Annotated in this window: 9 protein-coding genes; 8 read left to right on the top strand and 1 reads right to left on the bottom strand. The window is 61.5% G+C overall.

All coding sequences use genetic code 11. The annotated features are described in order from the left end of the window. Positions 1-4: 4 nt before the first annotated feature. The 5 genes from AC1DFR_RS20775 to AC1DFR_RS20755 are packed head-to-tail and all read left to right on the top strand — an operon-like array spanning position 5 to position 7,407. Positions 5-820: a hypothetical protein gene (locus AC1DFR_RS20775; RefSeq protein WP_476874362.1), complete on the top strand. Its 816-nt coding sequence runs from the start codon at positions 5-7 to the stop codon at positions 818-820. Between the two features lie 4 nt (positions 821-824). Further along, complete coding sequence (locus AC1DFR_RS20770) at positions 825-2,702, top strand: glycosyltransferase family 2 protein (RefSeq protein ID WP_476874361.1); 1,878 nt, start codon at positions 825-827, stop codon at positions 2,700-2,702. Continuing rightward, positions 2,653-4,974, top strand: a complete 2,322-nt coding sequence (locus AC1DFR_RS20765; RefSeq protein WP_476874360.1) for a glycosyltransferase family 2 protein — start codon at positions 2,653-2,655, stop codon at positions 4,972-4,974. The genes AC1DFR_RS20770 and AC1DFR_RS20765 overlap by 50 nt, the downstream gene beginning before the upstream one ends. Before the next feature lie 13 nt (positions 4,975-4,987). Continuing rightward, positions 4,988-5,956, top strand: a complete 969-nt coding sequence (locus tag AC1DFR_RS20760) for an alpha/beta hydrolase family protein (protein WP_476874359.1) — start codon at positions 4,988-4,990, stop codon at positions 5,954-5,956. Beyond that, on the top strand, positions 5,953-7,407 hold the full coding sequence (locus AC1DFR_RS20755; RefSeq protein WP_476874358.1) for a hypothetical protein: 1,455 nt from the start codon (positions 5,953-5,955) through the stop codon (positions 7,405-7,407). The genes AC1DFR_RS20760 and AC1DFR_RS20755 overlap by 4 nt, the downstream gene beginning before the upstream one ends. A gap of 81 nt (positions 7,408-7,488) precedes the next feature. On the opposite strand, the gene AC1DFR_RS20750 is transcribed toward AC1DFR_RS20755, so the two are convergent. Next, positions 7,489-8,232: a glycosyl hydrolase gene (locus tag AC1DFR_RS20750; RefSeq protein ID WP_476874374.1), complete on the bottom strand. Its 744-nt coding sequence runs from the start codon at positions 8,230-8,232 to the stop codon at positions 7,489-7,491. Positions 8,233-8,819: 587 nt separating this feature from the next. On the opposite strand from AC1DFR_RS20750, the gene AC1DFR_RS20745 reads away from it, so the two are divergent. From AC1DFR_RS20745 to AC1DFR_RS20735, 3 genes are read left to right on the top strand one after another with little or no spacing between them, the layout of a single operon-like run. Continuing rightward, positions 8,820-12,917: a glycosyltransferase gene (locus tag AC1DFR_RS20745; protein WP_476874357.1), complete on the top strand. Its 4,098-nt coding sequence runs from the start codon at positions 8,820-8,822 to the stop codon at positions 12,915-12,917. Continuing rightward, a complete protein-coding gene (locus tag AC1DFR_RS20740) occupies positions 12,907-13,731 on the top strand; it encodes a hypothetical protein (protein WP_476874356.1) in 825 nt (274 codons plus the stop codon). Before AC1DFR_RS20745 ends, AC1DFR_RS20740 begins: the two co-directional genes overlap by 11 nt. Before the next feature lie 44 nt (positions 13,732-13,775). Then, positions 13,776-14,840: a hypothetical protein gene (locus AC1DFR_RS20735; RefSeq protein ID WP_476874355.1), complete on the top strand. Its 1,065-nt coding sequence runs from the start codon at positions 13,776-13,778 to the stop codon at positions 14,838-14,840. Positions 14,841-14,860 lie beyond the last annotated feature (20 nt).

Here is a 14,860-nt window from a genome sequence, read left to right as displayed (position 1 = left end):
GGCTGTGTCAGCGTCCATTAAAGAAGAGCTGCGGCATGCCGGCTTTGCTCTCAAGGCCCTGCACACGCCGCGGCAAGAGACCCCCCTAGTTCGGATCCTGGTCCGGGCCGCGAAAGCCACGGATCTGGAGATTGCAGGGACCGTCGCCTCGCTTTTCGGCTCCGCCTGCCAGGACTTCGCCGTCGACATCCTCGTGGCGGACGGCGGGCGGCCAAAGCTGGAAGAATGGCTCGCCACCGACCGCCGCTTTTCGTTCCTCGCGGGCGACGGGGAACAACCGGCCGAGGCGGCCTACACGCTGGTCCTCAACGCTGGCACGGCCTTGGGCATGCACTCGCTCGAGGCGATGATGGAGACCCTGCGTCACACGCAGGCACTGGTCCTCAGGGCGCTGGTGGACGGGCAGCCCGGTGCAATAGAACTGTGGCAGACGGCCACCCTCCGGGAGCTGTCAGAATCCGGTGATCCCGAGAAGTCAGCGCGCAGCGCCGGCGGCGAACGCTGGGTCTCCGGCAACGCCCTGGGCCTGCACGACTTCCGGCGGCCCAAACCCAAGCTGCACCTACGCAAGGGGGCCGCGGCAACCCTGGACCTCAACATCGTGGTCCGGGACTTGGCTGACGCCGCCACGCGCGTGGACTACGAGCAGAAGATCCGGCACCTCGAAGCCCGGCTCAGGAAGTCCGAGATCGAGCGCCGCCGCCTGGAACAGGGCCTTGCCCCGAACCGCGGCCTCTCGCGCGTCCGTGCGATTGCCCGCAAGGGCCCGGCTTACATCCTCGGCCGGCTTAAGGCACGCGCAGGCCGGGCGGGGAGCTAGCAACATGCAGATCAAGAGCGTTGTCGTCGGCTCGGCAGAGCACTCCATGGCGAAGCTGGCGTTGGACCTTGGACTGGACTACGCCCGCACTGACTGGGAGCACCGCGACCCAAGGGCACGGTCCGGCTGGGAGCACGCCGTCCCTGCAGACCAACTGTGGTGGCACCACTACGTTGTGCAGACGGAGTCGCTCGCCGAGGCCCGGTCGCTGCTTCCCCTGTTCCGCAGCGAGGGACGGGCGCAGCACTTTGTGCTTGTCATCCGCGGGCTCTTCCCGGCCGCCGGTCTGCCGGTCTGGACTCCACGCAGCCTTCAGGTTAAGGCTGGCACATCAGCCATGACAGTGCCGGGACTCGGGTTCGCCGTGGTGGTTGATGGCGGCAAATGGGTGAACGTGCATGCCGCAGCCCTCGCCGCATTGGGCTGCTGTTCGCCTGCCCCGCTGCGTCCGGCGCTGGGGGGACTGCGGGTCGGCATCACCGAGCCCGCCGACAGCGCGTGGCTCGCGGGGGACGCGCTGGGCAGCTTCATGACGGAGCAGCTCCTGAATCCCGAGCCGGATGACATCTATTCAGTCGACGTGCTGGTGGGGCCCGGCGAACTCACAAGGCAGCTCAGCGAGCAAACAGCAGATAATCCTGGACGCGTCACCCCGCCGGTCTGGACACCGCCGGGGACGGTCCTGCCCCCGGTCGATACCGCCGTCGTCTCGCCCATGGGCTTTCTGCCGTATGCCGAGAAGCCGACGCGCGCACTTGATCCGGGCGAGCTCGGCCGCGGGGGAGAGCTGAGCGAAACCGCCCTTACCGCTTTGCGCCCTCACAAGTACGTTGAGGTAGACGGCACCCGCTTTGGCAGCCTGGACTGGCCGTTGGCGCGACGCCTGAGCCAGCTCGCCGTCGCCGGCGTGCCGATGTTGACGCGCGCCTTGCAGTCCCCGGTACGGTCCCTGCTCGGTGATCGGCTGGTAGACTGCATCGAGGCCTTCGACGCCGGCGATCCCGCTGTGCTGCGGGAATCGAAGTCGATCGACCTGCGCCGGACAGCGCTGGACCTCTGCAGCCCGCGCGCCGTCTGGAACACCGTGCTGGGCCAGCTCGGCAAGCCGCTGCTTCCCTTGCCTTCCGTGAGCGTGGTTTTGGCCACCCGGCGGCCAGAGAAGCTGGCGTCCGCACTGGAGCAGCTGGCGCGCCAAAGCTGGGACGCCCTGGAGGTGGTCGTGGTACTGCACGGATTCGCCGCCGATCTGCCCGAAGTCCGGCGCGCCGTCGAGGCCTATCCCGGCGAGCTGCAGCTGCGCTCCGTTCCGGCCGACATGATTTTTGGCGACGTGCTGAACGCCGGTGTCCGCGCCGCCAGCGGCGATCTTGTCTGCAAGATGGACGACGACGACTGGTACGGCCCGCACCACCTGCGGGACCTCGTTCATGCCAAAGACTTCAGCGGTGCCGTCGTCGTGGGAGCGCAAGTTGAATTCGTGTACCTGGAAAGCCTGGACATCACTACTCGGAGGCCTCCGCTCGGCGAGCAGTACTCGGACCACGTTGCGGGCGGCACCATGATGCTCGGCAGGGACGAGCTGCGTCAGCTGGGAGGATGGCGGCCCGTCCATCGTGCGGTGGACCGTTGCCTCCTGCAGGCGGTCCAGGCCGCGGGCGGGCTCATCTATCGCTCCCACGGCCAGAACTATATGATGCAACGCCACTCCGACGCGGATTCGCACGGCGGTCACACGTGGAATCCGGAGGACAGCATTTTCTTGCAGAGCGTGGCGGAGCAGTGGGACGGCTTCCGGCCGCCGCCACAGCTCGGCGAGGAGAAGGAGGCCAAAGGTGCCCGCGGCCAAGCCTTCCGCAGCCATTTTTCGGATGTCTCCCGCTAGAAGTCACTACCAAGCCAATCAACAACTCGATGCCACCTGGGGAAATAATTTGAACGTCAAACAGCTCATCCGCAGAGCAGGGAAGCTCACCCTGAGGAAGAAGGCCGCTGCGGCGGGGCTGGCTGCACTGTTCTTCACGGTTCTCGCGGGCGCCTACTTCCGCTCCGGATTTATCCTCCTCCCGGCTCTAGTGCTGATGCTTGTGGCCGTGCTGGCTGGAGTGGCGAAGATGGACACTGCGTTACGGCAGGCACGTCGAGCAGCAAAAGTGTCCGCTCTGCTACTGGTCCCCGCCCCGCAGCCGGCAGCCGAGGGTGTGGGACCTGCCCATTGGTGGGGAACGAAATCAAACATCCCGCCCGCCAAACTTTCTCAGCGGCTGACGAAGCTCCGCTCCTTCGACGGCCGGGACGTGCTTGCCCGAAGCGTGACATCAGGTCGCTTGGACTGGCAACAGATGGAACATACCCTTGAGCTGTTCCGGATGGGAGGCCAAGCACAGGACTCGATCCTCAACGTGCTCGACTCGACTGCCAAGGGCAGACTCCTGGTTCTGGCAGACACCTGCTACCGGCAAAACATCCGCCAAGACGACATCCTTAACGCCGCCACGATCTATCAGTATGTCTACGGCAAACTGGGTCCGAAACACTTCCAGGGCAAACGCCGGGGTGAGTTCTTCCTTGACGCTCTGGCACAGACGGGACGCGGTGACCAGACCCTGGAACTCGAGGGCCTCTGTGACGCGGATAACAAGAATCCGAACGATCTCCATCTCTACAGGGCCAACGCAAGAAATCCTTTCCGTGACTCGTCCCGCACGGTAGACGAATGGCTGGCGGAGATCAATGCCATGTATGAGGCCGCTGGCCTCGCACCAATTCGGCTCAAAGACTGCGCTGAACCGGCCTTCCTCCGGCTGTCCGCGGATCCCGTACCGGCTATGACCGAAGGGCCGCTGGTAACGATCGTGATGCCGGTCTTCCGCCCTGACGCATTTACCGATCTCGCGATCGAGTCCGCGCTTGCTCAAAGCTACCGCAATATCGAGGTCATCATCGTCGATGACGGTTCGGGGGACGTTCTTGCGGACCGGCTTGAGAAGTGGGAACTTGCCGACCCGCGGGTGAAATTGGTGCGCAACACGCTAAACTCGGGAGCATACACCTCCCGTAATATCGGATATTCAATGGCCACCGGCGAATTCATCACCGTCTTCGACGGGGATGACTGGCAGCACCCCCAAAAAATCGAAATGCTGGTGGCGGGGGCAGTCCGGCAAGAAGACCGCGCGCTGGTCTCGGCACCGTGGTCACGCGTTGGCGAAGACTTGATGTTCCATTACCGAGGCTGGAGGGGAGCCTATGTAACTCCCGCCCACGTCTCAGCGATGTTTCCTGTCAGCATCATCAAGGAGCGACTGGGCTACTGGGACACCGTTCGAAAAGCGGCAGACACCGAGTTCATTCTTAGATACCAGCTCCTGGTGAACGACAAGGAAGTCCTGGAAGTCACCCAAGCACCCCTGACGCTTTCGCTGGTGGGCTCCACCAACCTGTCCATGGACGACTTCCGGATGGGCTACCGCTCACCCGATCGGGTGGCCTACCGGGCCGCCTACGAACACTGGCACCGCCAGATCCGCCACGGCCACCACAGCGGCTACTTGGACTTTCCCCCTGGTCGGCGTGCCTTCCCCGCGCCGGCCAGGTTTCTGCCCGCCCGGCCAGAGCCGGTTGAACTCGACGAGCTCTTCGTCGGCGATTTTGGAGCCCCTAGGGAGAGCGCTCCGGCTATGTGGCGCGACATCGACGAAGCTCGATCGGTGGGACGCCGAGTCGGGATGATGCATGTTCCCAGCATCCTGAACACGATCTCGTTCAACACATCCTTCAGCGAACAAATGCTTGACGAGTTCGCTGCGCAACGGATCACGCGGGTGGAACTGACGGACGATCTCCATTCCCGGATCGTCAACGTCTACGACCCCACAAGCTTCCAGTTCACGCGCGAATTGCGGGGCGGCCACACAGCGGACACTATAATGGTTCGAGCTTCCGAACCTCCCTTCAACCCGCATACTGGAGTTCACACATATGCCGTCACGACCGTCGCCCGCAACCTTGGCACGATCTTTGGCGGAGCTGTTCAGTGGACCTCCGAGGACCCTGACGTGGCTGCCGTCCTGGAGCGGACCATTGGCAACCCGGCTCCGACGGAAGTTCCGGACAGCGAGGTTCCGAAGTTCCTGGCGACTGTCAACCAAGGCTAGGACCGGGCCGCTGGTGGTTCCAGCCCTTGGCACAACGGCCGCGCGAGCCAACCCGATCGACTGGAACCGTGTCGATGATTGGGATTCGGACAATCACGTCGCCAAGCTCACTGCAGCGCCCGGGGCATCCATCACTTCACTTCCGGAGCAGGATACACACATCGTCTTTGAGCCGGCACTTCGCGATGGACTGCCACTTAGGATGCTCTTCGAGCCGGCGAACAGCGAGACGCTGGTGATTTCACTGCACGGGGCCATGAACCGTGGTCGGTTCAGGATTCCCCGGTTCGAATGGCGGCGTACGCTTAACCGTTTCGACTCGGCCAGGCTTTACCTCTCCGACAGTACGCTCGAGATCAACGGCTCCCTGGAAATCGGCTGGTACATCGGCACGGAAGGCCAGGACCTCATTGCCGACTATGCGGCAGTGGTAAACCAGATTATTGCCGCCGGCGGCTACTCAAGGGTGGTTTGCGTCGGCAGCAGTGCGGGCGGATATGGCGCACTTGCACTGTCCCGCCGGATCCCCAACTCCGTTGCCGTAGCATTCTCGCCCCAGACAACCATTGGCGGCTATCACTTGGCTCAACGAAAGGCGTTAGCATCCGCCGCCTTTCCCCGGCACAAGACCTATGAGCAGGTCGATAACGATTTCGGAACCAGAGTCAATTTGCGCAAATTGTACCAAGAATTGCGCCCGGTTAATTTTGTGCATTTTGTTCAAAACACCGGTGACCAGTTTCATTTTGAGGCCCATTATGTGCCGTTCGCCTTGGCGAACGGCGTCAATCCGGACAAGGGCGGCTTCAACCCGCGACGGCGAGTAAATTTTGTGGCTGAGCGCTACGAAAACGAGCATGCACCTCCCGCCCGGGGATACTTCCTCGACCACATCCAGCAGGCGCATTTGAACTTCTACGGCCGAGAGCTTCCTCTCATGCCCCCCGATCCGGTACGCGACGCAGAACTAGGACCACGATGACATTACTGCCTGCCCCTCCCGCGGACGCGGATCTGGACCGCCTGATGTACAGGTACGGCTTCGTGGTGTCTAAGTCCCCGGCTGAAGCTCCTGCGCTGGCCGGCTGGAAGACCGTGCCCGTGGGAGATGTATACCTGACGGTGCATCCGGGGACCCGGTTTGTCACCGCCGTCGCGGATGGGCGGCATCTCGCGCTGGTGGGACAGGCTTTTGACCCGGAAAAAGGAATCTATCTGGAGGGCGATGTCCTGGCAGCTCTCTTGGACGCCGTAGCCAGCGACGAAGATTTTTACGCCGTTCTCGACCGGCTGGCGGGTAGGTTCGCGCTGATTGTCCAGACGGACGGCAGGACCGAAATCTATCAGGACGCCATGGGGTCCAGATCGGTCTTTTACTCCACAGCCGGGGCGCCCATTGCGGCGTCACACGCCGAGATCGTGGCCGATTTGATCGGCGCGCGCTTCGCGGACTTCTTCGTGCCTTTTCTTACCTCGCGAAATTACCAGCAGCGGGATGTGAAGTACCTGCCCGGCGTCGCGACGCCTTACGAGCACGTGGTTCAGCTGACACCGAACACCAAGCTGATCATGCCGCACCAAACGGTCGAACGCTTCTGGCCGCGGGAAAACATCGGAATGCAGACGACAAATGAGGAAGCAGTTGCAGCCTTAGTGGCGCACCTGCACGGTCTTCGCTGGTACTTGGCGATCAACGGACTGCGCCCTGTGCTGGGCTTGACGGCAGGCACGGACAGCAGGGGGGTCTTTGCTGCCACGAAGGACAGCAATCCGGTCATCTTCACCTACGTACGCAGCGAAGCGGCCACCATGACAGGCTCACCGGACGCCCGTATGGCGTCGGAGATCGCTGGAGCCTATGGGTTGGAAGCGCAGGTCTGGCCCATCCACAACCGCCTCACACTCAATCAGACGGACGACGCGCTATCCGAGGCGTTCCGCCGGGCCACCGCCTATTATCGAGGGCCCGGCTCGCCATGGCTCGGGCGCTTGGCGGCGACAGGGGAAAAGGTGCGGGACGGGCTCTTTATCCGCGGCTTCGGCGGGGAGGTGATGCGTGGCTTCTACCAAAGCCAGGACAAGCGCATTACCAAAGTCAACGTCCAGCAACTTTCAAATGCCTATGATGTCAACGCCGGCTCGCGCATCACACGGGGCTTTTTTGAGGACATGATGAGCCGGGTGTCGTTCACAGCGGACTCGCTCAAAGGTTACGACCCGAACGACATTTTCTATTGGGAGCACAGGATGGGAACCTGGGGGAGTGTGTCCATGTCTGAGGCCGATCTGGCTATGCCATCGATGGTGGCGTACAACTCCCGTAATCTCTTCAAGACGTTTATGGCGCTGCCGGAGGCGGTGAGGGCCAGCAGGTCGGCCTTCGAGGTGGCCACCCTCGAGTTGGCCCCAGCCTTGAAGGATATTTGTTCCTAGGCCGGAAATGTCCGTTTCGAGACGCAGCGGCGTCTCGAAACGGACATGACTAACGGTGACTGGGATACCGTCGTAGTCCGCTCAGAGTGAGGCGTAGAGCCGGCCGGTGCTAGTCAGGCTGCCGTCCGTGTTGTACAGGGCAGAAGACCCCATTACCGGGTCACTGATGGACCGCGTCTTCCACGCGAATCGCTCAACGAACGGCAGCTGTCGCATTCCGGCTACGGTTGCCCGCATGAAGTCGTTGGTCTGGGTCCTGCTGTAGCGGCTGGGGCGGGTTGACGTGGCGCTCCAGTCCGCTACCGCATACTCGGTCACCCACACAGGCTTGCCGTACTTTTCATGCAATGCGGTGACCTTGTTCAGGAAGTCCTGAGCGTTGGGCCACGCATAGCAATGCATGGTCACGAAGTCGACGCGGAGTCCACGTTTCTTGGCCTTGGACATAAATTCCTCAAGCCACAGGCTAGAGGGCTTAGCTGTCGCTGGCGATCCCAGCCTGAGCCCGGTTGCCTGAAGTTTGGGCCATAGGCTGATCGCTTGGTCCACAGTCATGTTCGCCTGGGACCGGACGTCCGGCTCGTTAAACCCCAGAAGATGCTTGGACTTCGTGAGCGGCAACTGGCTGGTGGCGTACTTGATGGCTCCCTGATCCAAGGATTTTGCGCTCCGGATCATGGGCACAAAGCCTGGCGTGGTCGTCACGGTGTATTTGGAGCCCCAGGAGTAATACCAGCTAAGATTTAGGCTCCTAATCTGCCGGAGTGCCAAAGCATCAGTACCTGCGTGGCTAACGCCCTTCAGCGCTTTGACGGCCGGGAGCACCGTTGGGGACATTGCCATGCCGGGCTGTAAAAGGGCCGCCTGCGCTGGGACGGCGTTGGCCGCGAGGAGTGCGCCGGGAGCCGCCATTGCGGCGAGGGGGATCGTGAGAAACTTACGGCGCTCCATAACGACCTTTCTGAAAAAGTTAGCTGACGCTTTTAGTGCGGCGGAGGCTGCGCCGGGGGATCTCCGGATTTGCGTCACGCACAAAGGGTAGGGCGAGAAAAAAATAGCACGGTTGGCTCAGCCTAAAGTGCGATTCGAACGCAGGATTGGCGCAGTTTTTGGCCTGGCCATTATCTATCCGATCCAGCCCCGGGGGTTTTCATCGTTTTGGCTTCGCGGGGTTTGTTCAAAAGCTCAAATTTGCCCTGGCGAGGAACCGAGGGTGCCTCCTACGGCAGGCGCCGTGCGCGAGTCCTCGGGCAGAACGCTGGGCCATGCTCTTGGGCGGCGCCGGCTTTGGTAGCATTGCCTGTGGCTCCCCCGCCCCATGGCACCTCACGCTTGTGGTTCCCGCGCCCCCGATGGCACCTCACGCCTGTGGTTCCCGCGCCCCCGATGGCACCTCACGAGATCGCAGGTCTATGAAGTTCAAGATTGTCAATTACCAGGCCCACCGGATCAGCGGTTGGGTGTACGAGCCGGACGCAGATCAGGGGGCGACGGTGTTGGATCTCGTGGTCAACGGGGAGACAGTCTCCGCTCTCACCTGCAACATCTTCCGGGATGAGCTCTCCGCTGAGGATTTCAGTACCCGAAACGTGGGTTTCCTTGGCGCCTTGCCGCCGGAGTACTGGACCGGTGATGAGCACGACGTTGCACTCATCCACCGCCGGACAGGCAATGTCCTCAGGCAGAAGGGCATCAGTACATCTGATTCCCGGATCGCGGGCATGGAGAAGCTCAGCGCCGACTTCATGGTTACCCCGCAGGGACAAGTGGCCGGGTGGGCAAGCGCTGAAAATCGGCCGGCATACGCCCGAGTGACCGTGGACGGCAAAGTCATCGACCAGAGGAGAACCGACCGGCGCGTCCTTCCATGGAAGCGCGACTCGGTGAAGTTCGACGCCCCCTTCGGCTACATGCACGGCATCCAGATTCCTTCCGAATTCTTCGATGGGCAGGCCCATCGGGTCCAGATATACGCGGGTGGTGAGCCGCACTCGCCGGTGCTGGTGTTGGACCAGACGCTGGAGCTTTCGGCAGAGCACAGTGACGCCGCAGCAAGCGAAACGCAGCGGCTGCAGCGTGATGCGCCTAGCACTTCCTCCGCGTGGCTCAAGCCCGCCCGGGTTCGCCCCGAGGTCTGCGTTGCCCGCATGGCAGTGACGGAATGCTACGCCTCGATCGCTTTGACCGGGGAGCCCCAGTACCGGCGGCTGGTCCTGCGACTGGGTGAGGCGGAAGTGACCCTCACGGCACTGACTGAGCCTTCCGAGAACAACCCCGAGGCCGAGGGGTTCCAGCGGTATGCCGGTGAAATCCCACTTGAGGGGCGGTTCACTGACTCCCTCCCGCTCTACACTCCGGGTGCCGACGTTGGCAGTTCCTATGATCTCCGTCTGGGGGATGCTACGGGCCGCAGGCCGACGGGGCTTCCCGAAGCCGTCGTTCAGGACGTCGGCGGGGAATTCCTGCTCTCAGAGACTGTTCTCGACGGCGGGATGTTCACCGGGTGGGCATTCCACACGGCCGATCTCGATCTCCCCGTGGAGCTCGTCCTGCGTGAAGTGACGGAGACGGAAGAGACAGACCTCAACCGATCCTCGGCCGTCTTGAAGAACAAGGACGCCAGACTGCAGCATGGCATCCACCGAGCCGGATACGCGCTGGCGCTGCCGTCCTCAGTTCTTGAGCTCCGTGCTTCACATCTGCGTCTCGTTGCCGTCCACCCGCAGGGGGAGCGGGTGCTCTGGGAGGACCGCGCATTCTTGGCAACCGACACTTTCTTGTTGGCTCAGGCGCTGCAGGCGTCATCCTCGGCCTACGCAACTGCGCTTCTGGGCAATGCAAGGCGAGCTGACCGTCGGGATTTTGTCGAGTCTTTCCTAGGCACGTACCAGCTGGCCCAGGCGGACATCAGCCTGGAAGAGCTCGAAGCGGCGATCTTCCCCCGGAAGCAGAGTTCCGGGGCTGTGCTGGAGCCCGCGCGAGGGGCGATCTGGTATTGGGTTGAAGAGCTTCGCGTCAACCCGGGCCGGCTCCAATGGTTCACGGCTAATGCGATCCGTAATCGCAATGGCGGAGCCCGCGATGTCCTCGCCTATGCTGCCTCCAAGGGCCGCTATGACTTTGGCCAGCTCCATGGGGTTCTGGAGTCCTACCGGGCACAACTCTTCAGGGAGTCCGCTGCCGGCATGTTGCGGGAGAAGCATTGGAAATCCGGTGTGCTCGCCATGGCTCGGTTCCTCTTTGCCGCTCCTCGAGATGAGACGGACCAGCTCGACGCTCTGACCCTGTACTCCATGCTCGAAGAATGGCGGGGACTGAAGGATATTGCCGGCGTCGACCGCGCCTTTTATGGTGACCTCCTTCGGTGGCGTGGCGATTTCGCAGAGTCGTGGAGGGTGCTCACAGCAGAAGATTCCGATGTCGAGCATGACTACTCGCAGAACCTCTTGGCGCTCAACGCGCTCAATCCTCGCCTGAATCGGGTGCCCGGTAACGCCGACGCCTGGCTGGCCGGCTTGAACGAGCTGCTCGAAGAGGGCGGGGCCGCCCCGATCTCGATGCAGGACGGCGGCGTTAGCTTTTACAACGTCACCACGGACCTGCCCCCAGCGCCTGAGGACCCGGACGCCCCGCTGGTGACCGTCATCATGCCAATCTACGAACCCAGCGCCGCGACCAACATCGCGGTGGATTCACTCTTGCGGCAGACCTGGCGCAAGATCGAGATCATCATGATTGACGACTGCTCACCCGAGCAGGACGCCGACGGCCGGCCCACTCCTTACCGGCAGCAGCTGCAGGACCTTGCCGCCCGCGACCCCCGCATTCGTCTGGTGCTCAATGACGTGAACCGTGGCTCCTATTCCGTGCGCAATGATGCACTCGACCTGGCCACCGGCGAGCTGATCACTGTGGCGGATAAGGACGACTGGCACCACCCGCAGCAGATCGAGCTGCAGGTTCGCGACTTCTTGGCGGCCCCCGAACGCGTGGCGAATATGACCAATTGGGTGCGCGTGGACGAGCACCTTACTCTGGTGCTGCGCTCCGCCACGGGACGGGTGGTGTACCCTTCCATGGCCTCATTGATGTTCCGTCGCGACCCAGTGCTGACGGACCTCGGCTACTGGGACACCGTCCGTAAATCCGGGGACTCAGAGTTCAAGAGCCGGATCGAGAACTACTACGGCACCGCCGTGCAACCGATTACCACAGCGCCCTTGGCTTTCGCGCTCATGGACGGCGCGAACCTGACCCGTGACGACATGGGTGTGGGTTACCTTGCTCCGGAACGCCGGGCCTACCTTCGTGGCTATAAGAGCTGGCATCGCGAGATTCGGGAATCTGGCGAATCACCGTACATGCCGAAGTCGCCAGACGCGCGGCGTTTCGTCGCCCCGGCCGCTTACCTGCCAGGGGCGCGCACGGAAGGGCCGGCACAGTACGACGTGGTCTTCGCGTCGGAGTTCGGCTTCCTCGCCGGCAACTCCACTTCGCTCTTCAATGAGATCTCGGTCTGTCTGAACGCTGGCCTCCGGGTCGGTGTGATCCCGATCCAGAACGGCCTGATCCCGTCCGCTTCCAGGCGGCAGTTCAGCCGCAAGATCGATGACCTGGTCCTGACGGGCCAGGTGGACCGGCTGTCCCTGGGCACCGCAGCTGAGACTGATCTTCTTATCGTGCGGTGGCCCACCGCGCTGCAGGTGGCGCCGGACGTGCCCGCCAGGCTGAAACCCAAGAAGGCCGTCATCGTCTCCAATCACCCGCCGTTCGAACCGAGTGGGGAGCGGCGCAGCTATGACATCGGCGTTGTCACCCGCAACGTCGAGGCGCTTTTCGGCGTCCGGCCGCTCTGGGCTCCGCAGAGTGAGCAGATCGGCGCCATGATCGCGCCGCTCATGCCGGCCTCGGACCTGACAAGCTTCTCCTGGAAGGGCATTATCGAGCTTAAAGAGCAGGCGACCCACAACCGCTACCGGGCGGCCCGGCCCACCATTGGACGGCATGCGCGCGATGACGCCGCAAAGTGGCCATCTGACCGGCAGGTCTTTAAGCAGGTCTACCCGGCTGACGGCTCCGCGGATGTCTGCATACTTGGCGGCGCCAAGGTGCCTGTGCGGAAGGGCTTCCTCCCGCGGAACCCTGCCTCTTGGGAGATCTTTGTCTTCAACGAGATCAGTGTTGAAGAATATCTGTCCGAGAAGATCGACTTCTTCGTCTACTTCCACAGCGACGGCTGGCTTGAAGCCTTCGGCATGGCAATCCTTGAAGCCATGAGCTATGGGGTGGTGTGTGTCCTGCCACGCCACTTTGAACCAGTGTTCAAAGATGCAGCAGTCTATGCTGAGCCGGACCAGGTCAAGAATGTCATCAACGAGTTTTGGGATTCGCAGCGCTATGGGCAACAGCAGCAGCGCGCAGTCCGTTTTATCGAGCAGGAATGTACTCCGGAGGCCTATCTGAGGCGCTTGTCCGGTCTGGGCGTGGAAGTAGAACAGAATGAAAGCTAAGAAGACATCAATCAAGCATCTGGACAGCGTCCCGCGCCATGACTGGGAGGGCCCGGCCGGCCTCGACGTCCAGGAGCGCGGCCTCTACACAGAGCGCTTCGAGGGTGAGCAGTTCGATTTCATCTTCGACCCCAAACCTGAGACGGGGCGCCTCATTGTGTTCTTCTCGGGAGATGCCCGACGAAGCACGTTCGAGCCGCCCGTATTCCAGCGCTGGAGTTGGGCCTCCAAGTTCCCTGCGAGCTGCCTGTACTTCTCAGACCCAGCGCTCTACCACCATAGCAATCTCGGGCTCGCCTGGTATGCCGGCAACAGCCGGGGCGATTACCTGGAGCACATAGCCGAGATCGTGTCCTCAATCGCGAACACTCTTGGCGTTGGCGAGGACCAGGTCTTCTCCTATGGGTCCAGCGGTGGAGGTTTCGCTGCGTTGCGCTTCGCGCGTTACTACCAAGGACTCCGGGTGATCGCGGTTAACCCGCAGACGGATTTGTGGAAGTATCCCGTCAAGTGGACAAAACGCATGTCGAAGGTCTGCTATGGCTCAGATGATCTTGGGGGGGTCCCGCAGGACCAGCAGTATAAGTTCTCAGCCCTAGATCCCGAGGTGACGGCGGGAGCTCGCAGTATCTTCCTCGCTCAGAATGTGCAGGACACTGACCACTATGAGAACCACTTCACGCCCTTCAGAAATTACTTGGAGTCCTCGGTCCATGCAGAGAAGCTCACGATCTGCGAATTCTCTGATGAATCTGGTCATGCCGGCGCAGAAAACCAAGAGACCTTTGACGAGATACTGATCCACTTGAAGTAGAGGCACCGTCTAATACTTTCACTAGTGATATCGAGGGAACGACAATGTCTAATCGATTGATTGAGACGGTATCAGTGCGTTTGAACCTGGGGGACCTTACGGGGTCGTCCACCGATGGCTGGATATCTGAGCTCAAAAAGACGTCCGATATGTGGGTTGAGCAGAACATGCCGCGTCTCGCAAACATTCAGGTGACCCTCGAAGAGGAGCCCACGAGTTACGCAGTTGTTGTCTACCAGGACCCCGTAGAACAGTTGAGTGCCGCCCTCCTGAAAGGTGAGGAGCCGCAGGTGGCCTTGGCTGAGTGGCAGCGCTTTGCTGGTTCGCTTCTGGAACTGCATGAAAGGTTCCCGGACCGGATGTCTCTCGGTCTTCGTCCTTTGTCATACGTCGACCTAGAAAACCTCGTCGATCACGTCGCCAGATCGACAGGCCTTCCGCTGGAGACTCCCACGGGTACTGATCCCAGCATGATCCTGATACAGAATGAAGGTGTCGAATCTTATGGAATTAGGCTAGCCGCGATGCAACTCCTGGAGCTTCGCGCACCGAAAGTTCTAGGTGAACGACTTCAAGCCGCCAGTGTTGAAACTGCAGAGAAGCCACACCGGCTGGATCTGGTTTCCGAATTTCTAGCTTCTCGCAACAAGCTGCTACGGGATCGCTCTGAGTATCTAAAGCTGAGATCGGCTAGTCGTGACCAGAAAAAAGAACTGGATCGCCTCAAGAAGGAAAGCGCACTCCTAATTCCTCAGCTCCACCGCACGCAGGAAGAACTAGAGGACGTGCTTCTTGAAAAACAATCACTAACTGCCAAAGTCCGTGAAATGCGTAAGGGGCGGGACTACCGCAAAAACAAGATCCAGGAACTCGAACGCGAGGTACAAGACCAAGCGCAGAAGCTTGAATGGCTTCGCTCCGTCCGTGACCAGCATCGTAGCTCAGCAAACGAACTGCGGGTCGAGCAACAAAAATCACAGACCGATATACGCATTTTAGAGAAGCAGGTTGAAACTCTGTCTGCAGAGCTGAAATCCATCAAGGGTTCTAGGTCATGGCGGTACACCCGCATACTTCGTCAGCCCAACGACCCTCCAAGCCGAGCTTAAAGAGAACCGCTGCGCAATGT

The organism is Arthrobacter sp. 05T410, from assembly GCF_056396505.1.
This window is presented reverse-complemented; position numbering and strand designations above follow the sequence as displayed.